The organism is Limnospira fusiformis SAG 85.79 (assembly GCF_012516315.1).
GTDB lineage: Bacteria > Cyanobacteriota > Cyanobacteriia > Cyanobacteriales > Microcoleaceae > Limnospira > Limnospira fusiformis.
On the sequence record NZ_CP051185.1, the window covers coordinates 617,486 to 641,239 of the forward strand.

Annotated in this window: 15 protein-coding genes and 1 pseudogene; 5 read left to right on the forward strand and 11 right to left on the reverse strand. The window is 45.1% G+C overall.

The annotated features are described in order from the left end of the window. Nucleotides 1–72: 72 nt before the first annotated feature. A complete protein-coding gene (locus tag HFV01_RS02995; RefSeq protein WP_193520818.1) occupies nucleotides 73–1,983 on the reverse strand; it encodes a S9 family peptidase in 1,911 nt (636 codons plus the stop codon). Between the two features lie 141 nt (nucleotides 1,984–2,124). Continuing rightward, a complete protein-coding gene (locus tag HFV01_RS03000) occupies nucleotides 2,125–2,466 on the reverse strand; it encodes a hypothetical protein (protein WP_006623628.1) in 342 nt (113 codons plus the stop codon). Between the two features lie 282 nt (nucleotides 2,467–2,748). Between HFV01_RS03000 and gor the strand changes: the two genes are divergently transcribed. Together gor and HFV01_RS03010 are read left to right on the forward strand one after the other, a co-directional pair. Continuing rightward, nucleotides 2,749–4,092: a glutathione-disulfide reductase gene (gene gor, locus HFV01_RS03005; protein ID WP_006623629.1), complete on the forward strand. Its 1,344-nt coding sequence runs from the start codon at nucleotides 2,749–2,751 to the stop codon at nucleotides 4,090–4,092. 3,394 nt (nucleotides 4,093–7,486) lie between these two features. Next, a complete protein-coding gene (locus HFV01_RS03010) occupies nucleotides 7,487–8,821 on the forward strand; it encodes a GH39 family glycosyl hydrolase (RefSeq protein ID WP_006669486.1) in 1,335 nt (444 codons plus the stop codon). Nucleotides 8,822–8,852: 31 nt separating this feature from the next. Here the strand turns inward: HFV01_RS03010 and HFV01_RS03015 are convergent, their stop codons facing one another. From HFV01_RS03015 to HFV01_RS03025, 3 genes are all read right to left on the reverse strand, one after another. After that, the gene (locus HFV01_RS03015) at nucleotides 8,853–9,485 is read right to left on the reverse strand and encodes a pentapeptide repeat-containing protein (RefSeq protein ID WP_187757825.1); all 633 of its coding nucleotides are present in this window, start codon (nucleotides 9,483–9,485) and stop codon (nucleotides 8,853–8,855) included. A 6-nt stretch (nucleotides 9,486–9,491) separates the two neighbouring features. Beyond that, nucleotides 9,492–10,913 (reverse strand): HD domain-containing phosphohydrolase, encoded by a 1,422-nt coding sequence (locus HFV01_RS03020; RefSeq protein ID WP_193520819.1) that lies wholly within the window; start codon nucleotides 10,911–10,913, stop codon nucleotides 9,492–9,494. Between the two features lie 104 nt (nucleotides 10,914–11,017). After that, complete coding sequence (locus HFV01_RS03025; protein ID WP_050786908.1) at nucleotides 11,018–13,753, reverse strand: cation-transporting P-type ATPase; 2,736 nt, start codon at nucleotides 13,751–13,753, stop codon at nucleotides 11,018–11,020. Between the two features lie 384 nt (nucleotides 13,754–14,137). Here HFV01_RS03025 and HFV01_RS03030 point away from each other — a divergent pair, with 384 nt between their 5' ends. Beyond that, nucleotides 14,138–14,968, forward strand: coding sequence for a sulfurtransferase (locus HFV01_RS03030; RefSeq protein ID WP_008054054.1), 831 nt, complete (start codon nucleotides 14,138–14,140; stop codon nucleotides 14,966–14,968). A gap of 3 nt (nucleotides 14,969–14,971) precedes the next feature. Here the strand turns inward: HFV01_RS03030 and HFV01_RS03035 are convergent, their stop codons facing one another. After that, entirely contained in the window at nucleotides 14,972–15,505 is a 534-nt protein-coding gene (locus HFV01_RS03035; RefSeq protein ID WP_006623635.1) for a pentapeptide repeat-containing protein, read from the reverse strand. 91 nt (nucleotides 15,506–15,596) lie between these two features. Here HFV01_RS03035 and HFV01_RS03040 point away from each other — a divergent pair, with 91 nt between their 5' ends. Further along, nucleotides 15,597–15,929, forward strand: a complete 333-nt coding sequence (locus HFV01_RS03040; RefSeq protein ID WP_318286132.1) for a phage holin family protein — start codon at nucleotides 15,597–15,599, stop codon at nucleotides 15,927–15,929. Between the two features lie 252 nt (nucleotides 15,930–16,181). Here the strand turns inward: HFV01_RS03040 and HFV01_RS03045 are convergent, their stop codons facing one another. The 3 genes and pseudogenes from HFV01_RS03045 to HFV01_RS30105 all read right to left on the reverse strand — a co-directional run bounded on the left by HFV01_RS03045 (nucleotide 16,182) and on the right by HFV01_RS30105 (nucleotide 18,182). Further along, the gene (locus HFV01_RS03045) at nucleotides 16,182–16,688 is read right to left on the reverse strand and encodes a hypothetical protein (protein WP_193520820.1); all 507 of its coding nucleotides are present in this window, start codon (nucleotides 16,686–16,688) and stop codon (nucleotides 16,182–16,184) included. A gap of 121 nt (nucleotides 16,689–16,809) precedes the next feature. After that, entirely contained in the window at nucleotides 16,810–17,355 is a 546-nt protein-coding gene (locus tag HFV01_RS03050; RefSeq protein WP_008054049.1) for a hypothetical protein, read from the reverse strand. Nucleotides 17,356–17,994: 639 nt separating this feature from the next. Next, a pseudogene (locus tag HFV01_RS30105) lies at nucleotides 17,995–18,182 on the reverse strand (hypothetical protein). Nucleotides 18,183–18,248: 66 nt separating this feature from the next. On the opposite strand from HFV01_RS30105, the gene HFV01_RS03055 reads away from it, so the two are divergent. Continuing rightward, nucleotides 18,249–18,908 carry a PEP-CTERM sorting domain-containing protein gene (locus tag HFV01_RS03055; protein WP_193520821.1) on the forward strand — a complete coding sequence of 220 codons (660 nt, stop codon included), beginning with the start codon at nucleotides 18,249–18,251 and terminating at the stop codon, nucleotides 18,906–18,908. A 39-nt stretch (nucleotides 18,909–18,947) separates the two neighbouring features. Here HFV01_RS03055 and metH read toward each other — a convergent pair whose 3' ends face one another. Then, nucleotides 18,948–22,493: a methionine synthase gene (gene metH / locus HFV01_RS03060; RefSeq protein ID WP_046319152.1), complete on the reverse strand. Its 3,546-nt coding sequence runs from the start codon at nucleotides 22,491–22,493 to the stop codon at nucleotides 18,948–18,950. A gap of 98 nt (nucleotides 22,494–22,591) precedes the next feature. Beyond that, on the reverse strand, nucleotides 22,592–23,533 hold the full coding sequence (locus HFV01_RS03065; RefSeq protein ID WP_006668593.1) for a spermine/spermidine synthase domain-containing protein: 942 nt from the start codon (nucleotides 23,531–23,533) through the stop codon (nucleotides 22,592–22,594). Nucleotides 23,534–23,754 lie beyond the last annotated feature (221 nt).

The window sequence follows — 23,754 nt, forward strand, 5'->3', positions numbered from 1 at the left end:
TTCCTAACTATCAAGAATCAAGAATCAATCATCAATTAATTTCCCCGGTAATCATTCCCCTGGGAGTAGCTATTAGTTACCAATCCCAAATACACGGATATAGAATTGAAACTCATCCTCTAAGGCTTTCTTAATATTATCAGCTTTACGGAAGCCATGTTGTTCATCAGCAAAGGTGACATATTCGACGGTTAAGCCTTTAGCTTGGAGGACTTGCACCATTTTCTCAGCTTGGTTAGGGGGGACGACTTGATCCTGGAGTCCTTGGAAAAATATAATGGGACAGTTGAGGCGATCGCTATGATGAATAGGCGACCTGGCTATATACAAATCCCGACCTTCTGGGTAAGGTGCAATCAAGCCATCAAGATAGCGAGACTCAAATTTATGGGTATCGGTAGCTAAAGCCTCCAAATCACTAACGCCATAGTAACTAGCGCCAGCTTTAAACACATCATGAAAAGTCAAGGCGCACAGAGTAGTATAACCCCCAGCACTACCGCCAGCGATCGCCATGCGATCGCCATCAACCAACCCTTGCGCCGCCAGAAACTTAGCACCATTAACACAGTCAGCGACATCAACAATTCCCCAGTTACCCTGAAGACGTTGGCGATATTCCCGACCATAGCCGGTACTACCACCATAGTTAACATCCAATACGGCAAAACCGCGACTGGTCCAATACTGAATTTTCAAATTGAGACTGCTAGAAGTCGCCGCCGTGGGTCCGCCGTGGCTTTTGACTAGGAGAGGTGGTTTTTCGGTATCAGGAGCCACATAGTCTTTATTTTGGGGTGGATAAAAGAAGCCGTAGGCGCTTTGGCCATTTTCGGTAGGAAACTCAATAGGTTCTGGGACCGATAAATAACCAGGGTCTAGGTCTATTTCGGTGGAAGATCGCACGACATTCATTTCTCCAGCATTGAGATCCAATTGCACCAAGGCGGTCGGTTCAGTAGCGGAAGATGCCAACATCAAAATACTATTGTTGTGAACTTTGACGGAGGAAATGTAGGTATAGGAAACATCAAAGGAACGTAATTGTTGAGTTTCTGGGTCTAAAGTGGCTAAGGACCAAATACCATTTTGAGTATAGGCACAACAAAGCCGCCGTTGGGAGATGAAACCGAATGTAGACATCCCAAAGACCCATTGAGGTAGTCCAAATTCCGCCGGGAGGGGAAATAATGGCTCAATTTTCTGATCACGAACCCGGTAGAGGTTCCACCAGTTAGCGCGATCGCTTACAAAATAAAGAGTTCCATCAGGAGACCATTGAGGCTGAAAAATTGACTCTTGGACTCCCCCTGCCACCCGTTGTTGTTGGTCTAAAGTCCCATTTTCGGTAACTTCAGCCACCCATAATTCTGTACCATCCCAAGGCATATTAGGATGATACCAGCAAATCCAACAGAGACGCGAGCCGTCTTGACTGAGGTTAGGGGAGGCGTAAAAATCGGCCCCAGTGGCTAAGATTTGGATATCTTCAGGGTTGTTAAGGTTAAGGCTAATGAGGGTATTAACGGGTTCTCCTGGTTGGCTGTGGTCTTCCCGCACACAAATCAAACGTCCCCGGCGGGTATCTATGAGCAAATCAGCATAGCGGAAATTTCCTTCTGGGGTGATAGGTTCGGGTACAATTTCGGTGGGTTGAGCAACTGAGGCGATCGCCTGACGGTAAATGCGTCCATCAGCAAAATTAGAAAAATATACCGTCCCCTCACTGACGGTATAAGATCCTCCCCCATACTCATGTACACGGGTACGAGCATTAAAAGCGGCCGGAGTGCAATCAATGCGATCGCCTTTGGGGGTTAGGCGCACAATCACATTGCGTCCCCCTTCGGAGGGTCGTCCCTCAATCCAGTATATATCATCTCCATCCCAGGCAGGACTTGCCAACCCGACTGCCCCTTTAATAATTAAGTCGGTAGTGATGGCCGATTGCCAGGAGCCATAGGGCGCGACGCTTAAACTCATAGTTTCTATCTCTATAACTCCAGTGGATTCCTATACAGGGAAATTCTACCTAAAATATCAGTAAAATACCTCTATTATCCACTAGGTTGCCAGAGATAGGGCAACTTCTACCCTGGTCCTCCTGACAATCAACAACTCACTTCAATCTTTTATCAAGGTGGGAGAACATTGCATAAAAGCTGCTTGAAAATCTCGATTTGCCATAATTTCCTGTTGAGTTGTCAGATTACTTAGCGCCAATAATTTGTCATCTGGCAGTTTACTTAAACGATCTAAGGTACAATTACAAAAGGCTTCTCCTCTTTGGGGGGAAATATTCTCAGCCGCCATTCCGGCTCGGCATCCTTGCAGATAATTGGTCTGAAATTCCTGGCGCTGTTGTGGGGTCAACGCTTGCGCCGGAAACATGGCAGTTATGGTGCTGCCAATTAGTGGGAACACCACCAGAAATTTAGACACAGTTTTGGGGGGACAAATTCTCATAATATTGTAACTTGCTAACCAGATGATTACTTCCCAATCATACGACTAATTCAACTGCGATCAGCAAAATTTGAGCCAAAGATGATGACCGCCATTATACGTCAAGAGTTATCAATTATGAATTAGATGGTAATTGATTTCTCATGGTCTGGACTGGTCAGGTGGGCAATAAGTTCCACAAATTTGGAGCCGGGTACTGATTGGGGTAAAATATATTGGAAGTCATTGGGCGATCCAAGTCATCTTAGAAAATTGATGTTTTAGACAAGAGGCTATTATTGTATGGCATACGATTATGATTTGTTTGTGATTGGTGCAGGTTCAGGGGGGTTGGCTTCATCGAAACGGGCGGCTTCCTATGGGGCGAAAGTAGCGATCGCTGAAAATTCAGTGGTTGGGGGAACCTGTGTGATCAGGGGTTGTGTCCCCAAAAAACTGATGGTCTATGCTTCCCAGTTTTCCCACCTATACAAGGACGCGGTAGGCTATGGCTGGAGTGAGGTGGAGAGTAGCTTTGATTGGCAAAAACTCACCCAAGCGGTTGATACGGAAGTTAAACGGTTAAGCCAACTCCATATCAGCTTTTTGGAAAAAGCCGGAGTGGAACTTATTGATGGATACGCTAAATTTATTGATGCCCATACACTAGAAGTAGGCGATCGCAAAATTACCGCCGATAAAATTCTGGTGGCAGTGGGAGCGAAAGCGGTGCGCCCAGAGATTCCCGGCATTGAACATAGTATCATTTCTGATGATATGTTTTTGCTGCCGGAACAACCAAAACGGTTCGCGGTTTGGGGTGGTGGCTATATTGCGGTAGAATTTGCGGGTATCCTCAATGGTTTAGGTTCCCAAGTCACAGAAATTATCCGGCGTGACCTGATCCTGCGGGGATTTGATCAAGACCTGCGGAACCATATTCAAGAGGGTATGACCAAGCATGGGGTGAATTTCCGCACCAATACCACCATTGAAAAAATCGAAAAAGTCGAGGAAGGTCTGAAACTCACCCTAACAGGTGATGATACAGAACCGTTGATTGTAGATGCTCTGTTGTGTGCGACAGGTCGCCAGCCTAAACTGGATGGATTAAACCTGGAAAATGCGGGGGTAGAAACGATTAAAGGGGCGATCGCTGTAACTCAAGACAGCCGCACGACTCAATCTAATATTTTTGCGGTGGGAGACTGCACAGACCGCGTGAACCTGACCCCAGTAGCGATCGCCGAAGGTCGGGCTTTTGCAGATACGGAATTTGGTCATTTACCGCGCTCCATCAGCCATGATAACATCGCTACAGCGGTATTCTCCCAACCGGAGGCGGCGACAGTAGGCATGACAGAAGCCCAAGCCCAAGAAAAATTCGGTGATGGGATTAAATGCTATCGGGCTGTGTTCCGACCCATGTTCCACAGTCTGACCGGGGCTGATGAAAAGGTATTAATGAAGTTAATCGTGGAAACTAATACCGATCGCGTTTTGGGGGCTCACATGGTGGGTAAAGACTCAGCAGAACTGATCCAAGGAGTTGCGATCGCTGTTAATATGGGAGCTACCAAAAAAGATTTCGACAACACAATGGGTATTCATCCCAGCAGCGGTGAAGAATTCGTCACCATGGGTTAATTGCTGATTCCTGATTGATACCTAGGAGGGTGGATAGGGGCGGGTTGATTAAAATTGTCGTCGGGAACCTTAACTAATTGCGGAACCCGCCCCCACAAATTTATCACCCTCCTTTTCCGCTTTACCTATATCTTGGCATCCAAATTGGAACATTAGCGATTTGGGGACCTTAGCTCTAATGTCGGAGCCATGATTTAGTCGTATATTTGCAGGACATCTTACGACAATAGCGTATAATACTTCAGAAGATTCGCAACTCAATAATTGATATACGGTTAAACCCCGGACAATGGCGAATTTTGCTCACCACCTATTATTGGGCTGGTTTTACTATGATTAGCAGTCCCTGGTAAGCAGTTAACAACAGGCAATAATTAATAATTAATAATTAATAATTAATAATTAATAATTGTAGGGGCGGGTTCCGTTGTCAATTCAACTGCCGACGACTATATTAATAAACCCGCCCCAGTCCCCAGGGTAAGAGGAGAGACAATTGAATTGATAATTCATAATCAATAATTGTAGGGGCGGGTTCCGTTGTCAACTCAACTGCCGACGACTATATTAATAAACCCGCCCCAGTCCACAGGGTAAGAGGAGAGACAATTGAATTGATAATTCATAATCAATAATTGTAGGGGCGGGTTCCGTTGTCAACTCAACTGCCGACGACTATATTAATAAACCCGCCCCAGTCCACAGGGGAAGAGGAGAGACAATTGAATTGATAATTCATAATCAATAATTGTAGGGGCGGGTTCCGTTGTCAATTCAACTGCCGACGACTATATTAATAAACCCGCCCCAGTCCACAGGGGAAGAGGAGAGACAATTGAATTGATAATTCATAATCAATAATTGTAGGGGCGGGTTCCGTTGTCAATTCAACTGCCGACGACTATATTAATAAACCCGCCCCAGTCCACAGGGGAAGAGGAGAGACAATTGAATTGATAATTCATAATCAATAATTGTAGGGGCGGGTTCCGTTGTCAACTCAACTGCCGACGACTATATTAATAAACCCGCCCCAGTCCACAGGGGAAGAGGAGAGACAATTGAATTGATAATTCATAATCAATAATTGTAGGGGCGGGTTCCGTTGTCAACTCAACTGCCGACGACTATATTAATAAACCCGCCCCAGTCCACAGGGGAAGAGGAGAGACAATTGAATTAATAATTAATAATTAATAATTGTAGGGGCGGGTTCCGTTGTCAATTCAACTGCCGACGACTATATTAATAAACCCGCCCCAGTCCCCAGGGTAAGAGGAGAGACAATTGAATTGATAATTCATAATCAATAATTGTAGGGGCGGGTTCCGTTGTCAACTCAACTGCCGACGACTATATTAATAAACCCGCCCCAGTCCACAGGGGAAGAGGAGAGACAATTGAATTAATAATTAATAATTAATAATTGTAGGGGCGGGTTCCGTTGTCAATTCAACTGCCGACGACTATATTAATAAACCCGCCCCAGTCCCCAGGGGAAGAGGAGAGACAATTGAATTAATAATTAATAATTAATAATTGTAGGGGCGGGTTCCGTTGTCAACTCAACTGCCGACGACTATATTAATAAACCCGCCCCAGTCCCCAGGGTAAGAGGAGAGACAATTGAATTGATAATTCATAATCAATAATTGTAGGGGCGGGTTCCGTTGTCAACTCAACTGCCGACGACTATATTAATAAACCCGCCCCAGTCCACAGGGGAAGAGGAGAGACAATTGAATTGATAATTCATAATCAATAATTGTAGGGGCGGGTTCCGTTGTCAACTCAACTGCCGACGACTATATTAATAAACCCGCCCCAGTCCACAGGGGAAGAGGAGAGACAATTGAATTGATAATTCATAATCAATAATTGTAGGGGCGGGTTCCGTTGTCAATTCAACTGCCGACGACTATATTAATAAACCCGCCCCAGTCCCCAGGGTAAGAGGAGAGACAATTGAATTGATAATTCATAATCAATAATTGTAGGGGCGGGTTCCGTTGTCAACTCAACTGCCGACGACTATATTAATAAACCCGCCCCAGTCCACAGGGGAAGAGGAGAGACAATTGAATTGATAATTCATAATCAATAATTGTAGGGGCGGGTTCCGTTGTCAACTCAACTGCCGACGACTATATTAATAAACCCGCCCCAGTCCACAGGGGAAGAGGAGAGACAATTGAATTGATAATTCATAATCAATAATTGTAGGGGCGGGTTCCGTTGTCAACTCAACTGCCGACGACTATATTAATAAACCCGCCCCAGTCCACAGGGTAAGAGGAGAGACAATTGAATTGATAATTCATAATCAATAATTGTAGGGGCGGGTTCCGTTGTCAACTCAACTGCCGACGACTATATTAATAAACCCGCCCCAGTCCCCAGGGTAAGAGGAGAGACAATTGAATTGATAATTCATAATCAATAATTGTAGGGGCGGGTTCCGTTGTCAACTCAACTGCCGACGACTATATTAATAAACCCGCCCCAGTCCCCAGGGTAAGAGGAGAGACAATTGAATTGATAATTCATAATCAATAATTGTAGGGGCGGGTTCCGTTGTCAACTCAACTGCCGACGACTATATTAATAAACCCGCCCCAGTCCCCAGGGTAAGAGGAGAGACAATTGAATTGATAATTCATAATCAATAATTGTAGGGGCGGGTTCCGTTGTCAACTCAACTGCCGACGACTATATTAATAAACCCGCCCCAGTCCACAGGGGAAGAGGAGAGACAATTGAATTGATAATTCATAATCAATAATTGTAGGGGCGGGTTCCGTTGTCAACTCAACTGCCGACGACTATATTAATAAACCCGCCCCAGTCCACAGGGGAAGAGGAGAGACAATTGAATTGATAATTCATAATCAATAATTGTAGGGGCGGGTTCCGTTGTCAACTCAACTGCCGACGACTATATTAATAAACCCGCCCCAGTCCACAGGGGAAGAGGAGAGACAATTGAATTGATAATTCATAATCAATAATTGTAGGGGCGGGTTCCGTTGTCAACTCAACTGCCGACGACTATATTAATAAACCCGCCCCAGTCCACAGGGTAAGAGGAGAGACAATTGAATTGATAATTCATAATCAATAATTGTAGGGGCGGGTTCCGTTGTCAACTCAACTGCCGACGACTATATTAATAAACCCGCCCCAGTCCACAGGGGAAGAGGAGAGACAATTGAATTGATAATTCATAATCAATAATTGTAGGGGCGGGTTCCGTTGTCAACTCAACTGCCGACGACTATATTAATAAACCCGCCCCAGTCCACAGGGGAATTAGTAAACCGGGAGGAGAGACACTTTTAAAGCCTATTGTATGATTACTGAAATGACTGTATCAAGATTAACTGAGAATTGACCAATGATTAAACAATTAACTAATTTGCGCCGAATTGGGCGAATTAAATGGCTTTCCGTGTTATTGGCAATAGCAGGAGGATTGCTATTTGTTGGGGTGAGCATAATTCCGGCGATCGCTCAAACTCAAGGGGATTTGACCATTGATTTTGCCACCACTCAACCAGGCGTTCAATCTATGAGTGGTTTTCTGTATGGAGTTGAACAAGATGAACCGCCAGATCATCTAATTGAACCCCTGCAACCCAGACTGTGGCGGACATCTCGCCTCAACCTTTATCCCCGCTTAACTGGATTTGGAGCAACATTTCAGTTGTTACTCAGTGATACTTGGGGATATGGAAGACCACGGGGGTGGCCCTATGATGACTATACTCGCTGGGAAAACCATGTTCGGAATTTGGCTAGAGAACATAAGGGAAAAAAGATGCTCTGGGATATCTGGAATGAACCCGATTTGCGCGATCCGTTTTGGCATGGAACCAGACAACAGTTTTTTGAAACCTACAAAAGGGCTTATCGGGTTTTACGGGAAGAGTTAGGCCCTGATGTGATTATTGGTGGGCCGAGTATTACTAAGTATGATAAGGGTTTTTTGACGGCTTTTTTAAACTATTGCCGAGACAATAATCTTGAGGTTAACTCATTATCTTGGCATGAACTGAATGATCAAACTATTAATGCGATCGCACCCCATATCCGAGATGCTAACCAGAGTTTTCGACAGAACCCAGCTTATCGCAGTCTGAAAATTCAGCGATTGGATGTTAACGAAATCATTGGACCGACTGCCCAATATCGACCCGCCGAAAATTTAGCCTATTTGTATTATACAGAACAGGGGGGCGCTTCTGCCGCCGCCAAAGCCTGTTGGGAGCCGAAAGGGGGGGGTCCAAATAACTGTTTTAACAAAAGTCTTGATGGTTTGGTGCAGCCGGGACCTTTTGCACCTAGGGCGGTTTGGTGGGTCTATAAAGCCTATTCTGATGGCTTTAGCACTAGGGTGAGGACTCAGGGAAATAACCCCAGAGTGATTGGTTTGGCGAGTCAGTCTAATGGTCAAAATCAAGCCCAAGTCTTATTTGGTTATTTTGAGCAAGGTCCTTCCGCCCGTCAAGCTACTGTTACGCTGACTCTCAGAAATCTTCAGCAGCTTGGTTTGGGACAGCCTGGACAGCCGTTAAATTTGACTATCTCCCGAATTCCAGACAGTGGGGAAGCGGTGGTTAAGGATTTAGCGATCGTCAAACGGCAGCAAATTACGGTCACTAATCAAATAGTCCGATTGACTGTTCCCAATATTCGCATCCATGAGGCTTATATTTTGACTATCGGCTAGGTAGCGCACCTTGAGTGATATCTTGGTGAGGTTAAAGGCGATCGCTTTGGCGAATTGACTCCAAGGGAGTACCATCTAAACAAGCCTCATCAAGACAAGCGCCGCCCCATTGTGTATTTTCGACAATCGCACAAAGTAGGTTAGCCCCTCGCAAATTCGCCCCTCGCAAGACTGCGCCACTCAGGTTAGCCTCTTCCAAATCAGCTTGGGAAAAGTCCACTCCCGAAAGGTTAGCATTTCTCAGGTCGCAGCCCTGCAAAATCGCCCGAGACAGACTCACCCCGCGCAAATCAGCCGATTGGAGACTAACACCACTTAAATCCAGATTACCAAATACCGCCCCCGTGAGAAAAGCCCCCGCAAAGGTAGCCTCTCGTGGGTCTGTATCTAATAAGATAGCACCCCGCAGGTCAGCATTGCGAAAATCTGCCTGTATGAGGTTAGCCCCGGTAAGATTAGCCCCTCGGAGGTTAGCCCTAACGATCGCCCTAGCCAAATTCGCCCCCGACAAATTCGCCCCCATTAGCTTGGCTTGGGAAAGGTCCGCGTCAGCCAGATCAGCCCCCGACAGGTCAAGACCGGATAAATCAGCATTAACTAGGTCTTTGATTCTACCATTTCTAATGTCTTCGATATTTAGGGATGCAGATTGATGATTAATCATAGGTTATTAATGTGTAATTTTGGGTGATTCTGGATGTTCAGAATAGGCGGGATTAGTGATTTCTTCTAGCCAGATATTCGGGAGTTGGGTCGGCTGAGTTGGTAACTGCATTAAACCCACTTCAGTTAACCTAATTACTGTGGCTAAGGAGTTCACCACAGCCGGATCAAATCTAGTGCCGCTGTATTTTTCACATTCATTTAGGGCATCTTTTAAGGTCAAAGCTGGGCGGTTTCCTCTGGGCTGAGTTAGTTCTTGAAAATAGCTAACTAGCCCTAATATTCTGGCTTTTATGTTGATTTGTTTTCCTTTTTGACCATCAGGAACTCCGCTACCATCCCAATTTTCTAAGTGGTGGTTAACCACTTGTTGCACTACTGTTAATTCTGGCATAGCTTCCAATAGTCTACCACCAATAGATGCGCGATCGCGCCAAAATTTTTGGGTGGCTTCATCCATTTCCGAGGGAGTTTTTAAAAACACTTCTGGGGGTGCAGATACCAGACCAATACGATGCAATAAACCTGCTAATTTCAGCCGTCGCAGCTTAACGGTTGGTAGGTCTAAAATCTGACCTATGGTTTCGCATAAGGCGGCGACTTGTAGGGAAGCACAAGGGTTAAAGGAGTCGCGTTCATCTACTTGTTGCGCCATGCGTAATAGGGCTTGCAGTTTGTTGGCGCTTAAATTCCGGCTAACTCGTTTGGCTTGTCCTTCCAATTGCCAGAGTTGTCTATTTTGGCGATTAACGGAGATTAATTCTTGTTGTGATGATTGTAAATATGTAACAATCCGAGAAACTACGGTGCTGAGGTCGGGAAATGTGGGGTTAGGGGTAGCAGTAATATTTTGATAAGATTCCCAGAGGCGATCGCCTAATTCCGGGTTATAGTTACGGAAGCGATTAATTAATATTTCGGTAGTTTGGTCTACTAGGGCTTTATCAAAAGTCCAGAGTCCATAAAATTTGCGTTCCGTGTCAATGGTAGGTTTCGCATTAGCCAAATATTCAGATTCTGATAATTCATGACAAAGAACCATCGCCCTATATCCAGGTGCTATAATTAACAGGTTCCACTCCTCTACTAGGCTATCATCTGGTTCCAGATTAATCAAGGAAACATTATCTAATTGACCTGTGGGATGTTCCGCAAAACCGCTATCAGGTACCGCGCTAATGACAACATGGCGGGAAAGTTGGGCGATTTGCAAATAGCGATCGGCTTCCTGGAGATACCATTTTCCTTGTTGAAAAGTCACTAAAACCAGGGGTTTTTCTCCGGTAGCTTCACCTGTTTGTAGAAGATGGTCTTCTAAAGCGTGACAGAGTGCGACCAGAGTATTTTTAAAGTAAACGCCAAAACTAGAGGGGAGTTTACCATCAGGTAAAGAGGCTTTAAGTAAGTTTAGTGTCGATTCAGGATTCATATTATTTATAGGATTTTTAACAGGGGACAGACCAAGGGAAGCGGGAAATTAATTAATAATGATTAATTATGAGCTATTTACTGCCCCCTGTCTAGTATCTAGGGTTAATTTTGGGCAATTTGGTTGGGTGGGTCAATGCGGTTAGCGATCGCCGCCACGATAATCATAGGTAAACCTACCAGGAAACAGGTTAACCATTGTTGCAGGTCTAGGGGCGCAGTGCTGAACAAAGTATTCATGAAGCCTACCTGACTAAAGATGACCTGTAGAACCATGGTAACAGCAATACCAATCCAAATTACTGGCGCTTGGGCGATTTCGGTATCTTTCCCCAGTAGTTTGGAGGAGAGAGTTTCGCCAATTTGACTGAGACTAATAAGATAGAATACCCGCCCAAATACCAGGGCTTGAATTGCCATGGTCCGGGCGATCGCTTCTTCTTCGGTAGTCATCCTCACCCATTCAAACATTCCAAAAATCAGCACCCAGTTAAAGACAGAAATCAACAGAATTCGCAGGAGTAGTGGCTTATTTAACAGAGGTCGATTAGGGGAGAGGGGGGGTTGTTCCATCACTTGTTTAGACTTAGGTTCAAAAGCCAGGGGAACCGTCATAGCGATGGAGTTAATCATATTTAACCACAAGACTTGTAGGGAGAGAATAGGTAACAATCGGTCGAGGAGGACACTAATAACAATAGTCATGGACTCCCCGCCATTGACAGGTAAGATAAAGGCGATCGCCTTAATCAAATTACGGTAAACCGTGCGCCCTTCTTCCACCGCCGCCTCAATAGAAGCGAAATTATCATCCGTCAAAACCATATCGGAGGCTTCTTTAGCCACCTCGGTTCCCGTTTGTCCCATAGCCACACCAATATCAGCCTGTTTAAGCGCCGGCGCATCATTGACCCCATCCCCCGTCATGGCGACAATATCTCCCCGAGACTGTAACGCTTCCACCAGGCGAAATTTTTGTTCGGGGGCGACCCGCGCAAATACCACGCCATCTTCAGCCGCGTTAATAAACTCTTGCTGATCCATCTGGCTAAGGTCTTCTCCGGTGAAAGCAATAACTCTCCCCGACCGTTTCAGGCGCATTTGGGAGGCGATCGCACTAGCGGTGATGATATGGTCTCCCGTAATCATTTTGACCCGAATACCAGCATTTTTACAGGCCGCTACAGCCCTAATTGCTTCTTCGCGTGGGGGGTCAATCATTCCCTGTAAGCCGAGAAACTCTAACCCTTGTGCAATATCCTCATGGTCTAGGGTAGTTTGCTGGGTGATTTTTCTGGCGATCGCTAATACCCGTAACCCAGAAGCTGCCATAGTTTCAGCCTGTTTATGAATTTCCGCAGCATCTACCGGAATGATTCTGCCGTCAGAGTCTAACATTTCATCGCAGCGGGAAACAATAGCTTCCACCGAACCCTTAACATAAATTACCAATGTTTGGCGATCGCTAGATTCATGCAAAGTCGCCATATATTGATATTCTGACTCAAAGGGAATCACATCTTGGCGAGGCATTTCTGCTTCCAATGCAGCCAGGGTAAATCCCACTTTGCGCGCGCTAACAATTAAAGCCCCTTCCGTCGGGTCTCCTACAACTTTCCAGGTATTTTCTTCCTGAATTAAATGGGAGTCATTACACAACATCCCCCCTCGCAAACATTCTTCAAGGACAGGGTGATATGCTAAGTTAATCTCTTCATCTGCTAAGGATATATTCCCCTCTGGTGTATAACCACTACCCGAAACCTGGTAATTTTCACCCCCAGCATAAATCTGCTGGACCGTCATTTGATTTTCCGTTAAAGTTCCCGTTTTATCAGAACAAATAACCGTCGCACTTCCCAGAGTTTCCACAGCCGGGAGTTTCCGAATAATAGCATGGCGGTTAGCCATCCGAGAAACCCCAATAGCTAGGGCGACTGTTACCACTGCTGGTAAACCTTCCGGAATTGCACTAACTGCTAGGGCGATCGTCGCTTCAAACACATCGTTTAAACTCTGCCCATATCCTAACCCTACCGCCAACGTCAACGCTGCCACTCCCAGGATAATATAAAGCAGTTGGCGGCTGAATTTATCAAATTTCCGAGTTAGGGGAGTAATCAGATTATTTTGTTTTTCCATTAACTGGGAAATCCGCCCCGTTTCCGTATTTTTCCCAGTAGCGATAACTATGCCTCGCCCTTGTCCTGCTGTCACAAAACTGCCAGCATAACCCATGCTTTTCCGGTCTCCCAGAGAGGCATTTGCCTCTACCGTATCTGGGTGTTTCTCCACCGCCGTCGATTCTCCCGTTAGGGCGGATTCATTAACCTGTAAATTCTTGGTTTCTACCAGGCGCAAATCTGCCGGAACTTTATCGCCAGAAGCTATAAATACAATATCCCCAGGGACTATTTCCGATGAAGGAACCTTGTTTTTTTCACCATTTCTATATACCGTCGCTTCCGTTTCTATGGACGATGACAGGGCGGCGATCGCATTTTCCGCTTTAGTTTCTTGGATAAAGCTAACTATAGCATTAATCAGCACTACCGCCCAAATCACCCAACCATTAGCACTTTGCCATCCTTCTAATAAAAACTTAATCCCCCCAGCAATAATGAGGATATAAAGTAGAGGTTGATTGAATTGTTCTAAAAATCGGATAATCGGATGTTTACCGCCCTTACTTTCCAGGCGATTTAAGCCAAATTGTTCCTGTCTTTTCGCAACTTCTTCCGAGTTTAAACCTTGTTCTAGGTTAGCCCCAACTTCAGCAGCAGTGTCAGCGATCGCTAAACAATGCCAGAGTTTTGGGAGTAAAGATTTATCGTCATTCATAATCTCAATTTGGTAATGTTCAAAGGGTGAACCATAGCCCACGAAAATATAGTTATAGGCGAGACAGTAGCCATGGTTAAGGTTATCGAAAGATTAAGATGTCCGCACAGAGAGGGTTAGTCATCCTACCAACTAGGATAAGTGCTTACATCCGCTCTCAACAGACTTAGTGATAACAATATGTATCATATCTAACAATCGTCTATTTTCCAAGTTTTTACCTGGGGGATGTAGTTCAATGTCAATTATACTGATTGGGCGAGACTATAGGAATCGGTGATGATTGAGGAGAAAATCGGGGGGATTTTGTCTAAAAACTGCCAATATATGATATAATACCCCGTGCAAATATCGCTAATCCGATAGCAGGGAGATGGAATTTTAATGGTGAATACTGAACCGATTGTTTCCCCCGAATGGTTACGCGAAAATCTAAATAATCCCCAGGTGAAAATTGTGGACTGTCGTTTTGCCTTGGCTGATCCAGCTTGGGGACAACAACAGTATCAAGAGAGTCACATTTTAGGCGCTTTTCATCTGGATCTCAACCGGGATCTGTCTTCACCAGTGACTAAACATGGGGGCCGTCATCCCTTGCCCAATATCGATGAACTAGGGGATAAATTGGGTAAAATGGGGATTGAATTTGGGGAAACTCATGTCGTAGCCTATGATGATGCCCGATTTGCCTTTGCTGGGCGGCTGTGGTGGCTGTTACGATATATGGGTCACGATCGCATTAGTTTACTCGATGGTGGCTTTAAGAGTTGGCAGGCGGCGGGTTATCCCGTATCTGAAGAGTTGCCAGGTTCACCACCTGCTAAGTTTACCCCCAAATTGCGATCGGATTGGGTGGTAAGTTATGAACAGGTGAAAGCGCGCAAGGATCAGCCTGGGGTGATTTTAGTTGATTCTCGTGACCATGACCGCTATTTAGGCAAACATGAACCCATAGACCCCATAGCCGGACATATTCCCGGCGCGGTGAATTTACCCTGGCAACAAGTCACCGATGATCAAGGTTTTGTGAAGTCTACACAACAGCAGCGGTGGACTGAGTATCAGGAAGCTGAGGAAATTATCGTTTACTGTGGGTCAGGAGTCACAGCCTGCGCCAATTTGTTATCCCTGGAATTGGCAGGCTTATCCCAGGGAAAATTGTATGCCGGAAGTTGGAGTGATTGGTGTTCCTATCAACTAGACCCCGAAGGCTGAAGCCTAACGACACCCCAGGGAGTAGCGGGTATCAACTCCAGTCCTAGAGTTGACACCTTCTGCCCTCAGACAGAGTTGGCGCAACTGTTCCCGATCAAAAATAGCATCGGTAAAGTCTGCGCCAGTGATTTTGGTATCAGCAAAAGTAGACCCCAAAAACAGGGCTTCCGTAAAAATCGAATCGCTTAGGTCTGCCTGGGAAAAGTCTACCTGATCCACCATAGCATAGGTGAGGTCTGCTTTTCTCATCGTCACCCCCAGCATAATTGCCCGACTGAACACAGAACCTCGCAATTCGGATTCGTCAAAGTTAGCATATTCCAGATTGGAGTTGGCAAATTCGGCGGCGGGTAGTTTTTGACCCGAAAAATCGCGGTTTTGCAGCAAGCTGTGGTTAAAAAACAGGTGGGACGGGTTCTCAGCTAGGGCTAACCCCGGTCCCATAGTTAATATTAGTCCTACCCATAAGGCGATCGCTAATGATCCAATCATCCTCTTCAATGCCAAAAGTCCCATAAAAATATCTCGAATAACCACAATCTATCTCCAGGATAGCGAACTAAAGCAGCCTTTTCACTACAATGGGAAACCAAAGACGAGGTTAAACTGTATTGATGATTATTTTTTCTTGACTTGGCTGTTAGCAGCTATTGCGCTGTCCATTACCGCTTATTTAGTGCCGGGTTTGGATCTGGAGAGTTGGCAAGCTGCTGCTGTAGGGGCGATCGTTATGGGGTTGGTAAATGCCATTATTAAACCAATTTTAACCATCCTCACCCTACCCTTAACCCTCTTAACCCTAGGTTTGTTCCTTTTTGTCGTTAACGCCATTTCCCTATACCTAGTCGCAAAATTTACCCCCGGTTTTACCATTAATGGATTTTGGCCAGCTCTATGGGGTTCTATCGTCCTCTCCTTAGTTTCCTGGGGTATGAGTCAAATCGCCAACCAAGCTGAGTAGATATGTAGATTGTTGAGATTTTCCCGACTCTAGGTTAAGGCGGTGGGTTATTCCTGGCAATATCAACCCCCCGCCTTTTTCATCCCCAACCCCCATTACAGCCTGTTCAGAAATAATCTGATCACCTCTCAAAGTCCCTCTCCCTCTTTGGGATCCAGATTTAGGGTGAGGGCAATGTATTAAGCGACTGGTGAACAAGCTGTATAAACTCTTGACTTAGATTGAACATCAAAAAGTCATCATTCTTAACTATTAACAGAGATTTTCAATCTTCAGATCCGTCATCTCTAAATGTTTGTAGGACATCCACCCTATTTTCTGTTCATAAAACCAATGTTGTTTGTCTGCGGTGCATAAAGGGCGACCACACCACCATATCCCCAGATTTTTATTAACATAAGTCGCATCGAATATCTCAACAAAGGCTCCTAATGGTAGCTTTTCGATAATGTTGTTACTATCGTTAGGGTTAGGGGATCTTCTCAAATTTAACCCATCAGTTTTCACCTTAGCAACAGATTCAAATACATCAACATGAACCCTGGGAACATACCAGCAAATAGAACGATTTTGTTCTCCTGAACCAAAATAGGAATCTAGAAACATCTGATAATGTCCGTCTACCACATAACGACGATTATTCCAAGACGCGATAAAACTAGCACCAGCCGGAACTTCGATTTTTTGATGACTAGGTAGTTGATTAGCATCGAGAGAGTCGGCTTTAAAAATGGTGCGGGTATGCACAAAAACTTTCATGATTAGTTACCTCATTAATAGAGATAGTTGAGTAGAGAGATATTAGGCGCTAAAATACTTAGCCGCCGGGTGGTAAGTGATAATAGCAGTAGTCAGATTAGACATCAAAAATTACTGATTTTTAACGAGGAACTATCCTTTGGTCTCTATTATCATAATCATACTTTAGCTCCGTCATGTCTAAATGTTTTGAGGACATCCAGCCTACTTTGGGATCAGAATATGCGTTAGAAAACCAATGTTGTTGGTCTGCGGTACATAAAGGGCGACCAGACCACCATATCCCTAGATTTTGATTAACATAAGTCGCATCAAATATTTCAACAAAGGCTCCTAATGGTAGCTTTTCAATAATGTTATTACTATCATTAGGGTTAGGGGATCTTCTCAAATTTAAACCCTCAGTTTTCACCCTAGCAAGACATTCAAATATATCAACATGAACCTTCGGAACATACCAACTACAACTGCGATTTTGTTCTCCTGAACCCAAATTAGAAGCGAGGATAACATGATGATGATCTTCGTGCCAAGGAAGACGGTGAATCTCAAACCGACCGATAAAACTAGCGCCCGCCGGAACTTCGATTTTTTTATGAGTAGGTAGTTGATTAGCCGGGAGAGGTTCGGCTTTAAAAATGGTGCGGGTATGCACAAAAACTTTCATGATTAGTTACCTCATTAATAGAGATAGTTGAGTAGAGAGATATTAGGCACTAAAATAGTTAGCTACTGGGTGGCAAGTGATAATAGCAGTAGTAGACTGTTCCGGGTTCAAGCTGTTCACTTTCATCTATATATCAACCAATTATCCATTTCAATCAATCTAACTCTCAGTCCGGTTAAACCTCAAAAAATATAGCGGATCAAGGTTGGTGTCACTCCAGAGAGTCTGAGATTGCCGATATGCCCTAATTGGATATTGATTTTTCCCTGCCCTGGGGTACTGGTCTGTTCAAACTTTACCAAAGATTTATATAAGAGCGATCGCTTTTTTACATAACCCCCCTTTTATTTATGAGTGGGATTCTGTTTACTTATCATATAACAACTCTAAATTTTGGTCAGCACCCCCGGCTGAAGCACAGGGGCTTCGTGCCCCCCTTTCAGGTAGCTGACCAGCCTAAGCCTTAACTGGCTACGTTCAGAGCAAGAGTTAAAGTTCCTACCCTGGAATGCGTGCTAGTTCCAGGCCCTAGAACCGAATCGTTAAACATCTCTAAGGGGTTAAGGACGTGCGATTTGGATAGTACCGACTCTGAACATTGGCGTTCGCGCAGCGTGCGCGTTAGCGCAAGCGCAAACATTACCCCGCAAGGGAGTCGGAGCCAACCATAGCTCCATGGAGGGGCAACCATACCCCTCCACCCCGCAAGGGGGTGCTGGCGGCTAAAGCTGCTTGAGTCGGTTTTCCTCTCCGCGATAAATCACGGAGCTTCCAACCCTCCCAGGAGTTTTACGTGATAATTGTTGGAGCGACTCTAGGGGGAAGATTCAGAGTCGGGAGGGGATGTTGTTGCCATTATTTTGAGCATATATCCAAACCTAACCTAAAAGACTATGAAAAATTTATGTAATCAAATCGCTCTATCTGCTAGTGTGACTATGGTTAGTGCGATCGCATTAGCCACCCCTAGTCATGCTGCTACCTTCCACGCCTGGGATGTTTTGGCGAATCGTGGAACCCCCAATCATCGGTCTGTCTTCTATGACCTAGAGTTTTTTGATCACAATGGTAACTTACTGGGGACAGGAGAACTTATTCACGCCGGAAAACCCTTTGAGGGAATTATAGATATGTGTGTGACTCCTTGGTGCAGGATTCCGCCTTTGGATATCAAGAAGGAAGATAACTTTTTTCTAGTACAGAGTTTTTCCTCGCCCATCCCCGGGTTAGGTGGGGCTCATTTTTTTCGACCCTTTGATGAGCAGTTACTAGCTGGTTTCCTTCCTTGTACCTCTGCCGGATGTATTGCCAACACCGGAGGAATTGGATTTACTTATAATTCCTGGGTTCTCAATGTCCGGACGGGGTTTAACTCACGAATGACTGCTAATGAGTGGAGTGTCAGTGGTTCTAGCATTCCACAGGTTCCAAATGGTTCGGGAACTTGGACCGCAACTCGTCGGGCTACCGTACCCGAACCCACATCAATTTTAGGATTCCTAGGATTAGGTGTACTCGGCACAGTTTCTTTACTAAAGCGCCATGGTTCTTAAAAATACTTGGGTGGGAAATTCCCCACCCGACTTAGATTGTTAGGCGCTAAAATACTTAGCCGCTGGGTGGTAAGTGATAATCGCAGTAGTAGACTGTTCCGGGTAAAGCTGTTCACTTTCATCCATATATAAACCAATCACCTCTGCTTTCAACAGATCTAACTGTTTATATTGGTCTTGCATATTCGGACAAGCCGGATAGCCGAAACTGTAACGGGAACCTCGATAACGCTGCTTGAGGATATCGCGAATATTATCAGCATCCTCCCCACCAAAACCTAACTCGCGGCGAATGCGCGCGTGTAACCATTCTGCCATAGCTTCAGCCGTTTGTACTGCCATACCATGAAAATACAAATAATTGGTATAATCATCAGCAGCAAATAGCTTCTGGGCGTAATCTGTCGCGATTTGTCCGACGGTAACCGCGTGCATCGGAAAAACGTCCATTTGACCGCTATCTTTAGGGGCGAAAAAGTCAGCAATACAGAGGCGACGACCAGACCGCTGGCGGGGAAATTCAAAACTGGTAATTGGTTCGGAAATTTCTCCTGCCTTAATTTTTTCGGGGTCATAAATTAACAGCGTGTTCCCTTCCGACTGACAGGGGAAATAACCATACACGGCGCGGGGGTGGAGTAGGTTTTCGCTAATAATTCGCTGTTTCCACTCTGCCAAAATTGGATAAACTTTAGCTTCTAAAAACTGGTTATATTCTGACCTGGGCTGTCCTTGGGGTTTACGGAACTGCCATTGTCCGGCGGTTAGGGCTTGTAAATCCAAATACCAGAATAATTCATCAAAGGGCATATCCGCAGGTTCCAGAACTTTTACGCCCCAGAATGGCGGGGTAGGACGGTCTATATCTACGGCTACGGCTTCGGAACGTCGGGTATCTACTACTTTGGGGGTGTCAGGTTCTGGCTGGTCTGGTTGTGCTGACTGTTGATTATCACCATTAGCCGTGATGGTTTCATCTTCGACAAATTCATCTAAAAAGCCTTTGAAATCTTCCCATTTTCCGGATTTCTTGGCTGGCATCAATTTATCCATAAAGGTGAGATCGGAAAAGGCATCTTTCCCATAAATGACCCGCCCTTTATAGGTGTTTTGACAGTCTTCATAGACAAATTTGGAGGTTAAAGCCGCACCGCCTAAAATCACGGGAACGGTAATTCCTTCTTGGTTGAATACCTCTAAGTTATCTTTCATAAAGGCGGTGGATTTTACCAGTAAACCACTCATGGCGATGCAGTCGGCGTTATGTTCTCGGTAGGCGGCAATGATATTATCAACGGGTTGTTTAATGCCTAAGTTAACGACTTTATAACCGTTGTTAGAAAGGATGATATCAACTAGGTTTTTGCCGATGTCGTGAACATCTCCTTTAACTGTGGCAATTACAAAGGTTCCTTTGGCGTTATTTCCAGATTCGGATTTTTCCATAAACGGCTCTAGGTAAGCAACCGCCGCCTTCATGGTTTGGGCGGACTGGAGAACAAAGGGTAATTGCATTTGACCAGACCCAAATAGTTCCCCGACAACTTTCATCCCGTCTAATAGGAAAATGTTAATAATATCTAGGGGTGGATACTTTTTGAGGGCTTCGGCGAGAGCATCTTCTAAGCCTATGCGTTCCCCATCAATGATATGCTGTTTGAGGCGTTCCTCAATTGGTAGATTAGCATCACCACTGCGATCGCGTTTAGTAGTTTTACCTTCAAATAGGGTGGTTAATTTAGTTAAGGGGTCGTAGGTACAAACATCCCCATCAAACTGTCTTTGGTCATAAATCAAGTGGCGACAGACTTCTTGATGTTCGGGTTCAATTTTAGCCAGAGGTAGGATTTTATTAGCAGTCACAATAGCCGAATCTAAACCTACGGCCATAGTTTCATGCAAAAACACTGAATTTAACACCTGTCGCGCCGCCGGGTTCAAACCAAAGGAAATATTAGATATTCCTAATAAAATATGGCAGCCGGGGAGTTCTTGGCGCATTTGGTTAATGGCTTCAATAGTGGCTTTCCCATTTTCGCGGTCTTCTTCAATTCCGGTAGAAATAGGTAAAGCTAGGGGGTCAAAAAAGATTTCGGTGGCGGCGATACCAAAGGCGATCGCATCATTATAAGCCCTTTTAGCGATCGCAAACTTTTTGGCGGCTGTCCGCGCCATTCCCTCCTCGTCAATGGTTCCCACCACCACACCAGCGCCGTATTTTTTCGCCAATTCCAACACCTTATAAAACCGAGGTTCCCCGTCTTCGTAGTTAGTAGAATTAAGTAAACATTTCCCCCCAGCGACCTTTAAGCCCGCCTCCATTTTTTCCCATTCCGTAGAATCCAACATCAGAGGTAAATTAACATTAGTCACCAGTCGAGATACCAACTCGTGCATATCTCGGACTCCGTTGCGACCCACATAATCCACGTTCACATCAAGAATTTGCGCCCCTTCTTTCACCTGTGCTTTAGCGAGGGCGACCAAACCATCCCAGTCCTCGGCATTGAGTAAATCCCGGCATTTTTTAGACCCGCTGGCGTTGAGTCTTTCACCTACAATTAAAAACGAGTTTTCCTGTTCATAACTCACGGTACTGTAGATAGAAGCCGCCGAGGGTGTAATCTGAGGATGGCGAGGTTTTGGGGTCAAGGTTTGGGCAATTTCCGCCAAGGCTTTAATATGGTCAGGACGGGTTCCACAACAGCCGCCAATCACCTGTACTCCCAAATCTTCTATAAAGTGCATTAAAGCCATTTTTAACTCTAGGGGGGTGAGTTTATAATGAGCTTGACCGCCGACATTTTCCGGTAAACCAGCGTTAGGAATACAGGAGACCACAAAGGGGGAATGTTCTGATAAATAGGCGATGTGTTCCTTCATTAAATCGGGACCGGTGGCGCAGTTTAGTCCCAAAATATCGATTTTATAGGGTTCGAGAATAGTTAGGGCGGCGTTAATTTCGGAACCGACTAACATAGTTCCAAAAGCCTCCATAGTTACGGATACCATAATTGGTCGCCGTTCCCCTTTCATTTTAAATACTTCTTCGATACCATTAAGGGCGGCTTTAATTTGCAGGACATCCTGACAGGTTTCGACAATAAACAGGTCTACCCCACCATCAAATAAGCCTTCTGCTTGTTGACAAAAAGCACGTTCTAGGGTATCAAAATCAATATGTCCGAGGGTGGGGAGTTTAGTCCCCGGTCCCATGGAACCTGCCACAAAGCGAGGTTTTTCGGGGCTGGAAAATTCAGCAGTGACGCTTTTAGCAAGTGTGGCGGCGGTTTTATTCAGTTGATAGGCTTGGTCGGCGAGGTCATATTCTGCTAAGACGATAGAAGTCCCCCCAAAGGTATCGGTTTCAATAACATCAGCGCCAGCTTGCAAAAATTGGCGGTGGACGGTAGCGACGGCTTCGGGTTTGGTATGGACGAGGTATTCGTTACAGCCTTCGTATTCTTTCCCCCCAAAGTCTTCGGCGGTGAGGTTTTGGACTTGTAGGTTAGTTCCCATTGCGCCATCAAAGATGATTACTGGACGTTGGGGACTGTGAAGGCGTTGTAAAAATAGGCTTTCCATAGGGGATTTAAAGATAGATTTTCTTTTAGATCGATTGGATATTATGGTTAAGATGCGATCGCAGCTATCCACTATTTTTACACAGTTTTCGCCCAGATTCACCCCCAATTATTTATCGAGTGATTTTGAGGGGGGTTGGCTAGGGTGTACACTTCGGTTTCAGATGCGATCGCATTTCGTAGGTAGGTAGGGATCTGAAATAATCCTAACAGAGTGTTTCCGTCTAACATCCTTAACCCTCCCTTCGTCTGGGTAGCTAATAACTGATTAACTGATTCCGGGTCAGGTCGGGAGGAAATCGGCTGTTTAGATGCTAACACAAACCCCCAAGGTTCTCCAAAACTGGGAACATCACTGCTATAGCTTTGGATATGGGGAAATACTTGATTGATGGTATGGGCGACTTTTGTATGAAACCTCAATCCAGCTAACGCGGTTGAGCCAGCTTGTACTACTAGGAAACCATCGGGTTTCAGGACTCGCGCCATTTTGCTAAAATATTCTTGGGTAAACAGTTGAAAAGATGGTCCTGACTCTACCGGGTCGGACAGGTCAGAGATAATCACATCCCACTGTTGAGAACTGTTATCTAGGAAGTTAATCGCGTTGTCAATATTAACTGTGGTGCGGGGGTCATCAAAGGCGCGATCGCTCATTTCGGGTAAATAGTTTTTACAGGCTGCTACCACTTCTTGATCTAGGTCTACCATCACTACTTCTTTCACGGTATGCCAGCGCAACACTTCCCGCACAGTCGCACCTTCTCCACCTCCTAATATAAGAACTTTTTGGGGTTTCCCATGATAAATCAAGGCGGGTTGCACTAAGGGTTCATGATATAAAAATTCATCAACCATACATGATTGCAGTTTCCCGTCTAAAACCAAAACCCGACCATAAGATACGGTTTCTAAAATCTCCATTTTCTGATAGGCAGTCTGCTGAGAAAGTAGAACCCTGATGACACCGTGAGCATAAATATCCCAAGATGTTATATAATCACTAAGCCACAAGTCGGCTGCTATCCGACTACCCACCATGAGTTATCCTCCTTGTTTATGGGTCGAATCCCACAGTAATTATAAATCATCTGATTTGGGTTCTGTGGTTAAATGGTCCAATCATAGGAATAGATCAGCCTGGGTATTTTTTGTTATGAATAGTGATTGCTCAGATGGCGCTATGTATCCCCCCAGTCCCTAGGTGACGGTGAAACCCAGCCTATATGACCATAGATAAACGTCATCATCTATGGTGGCAT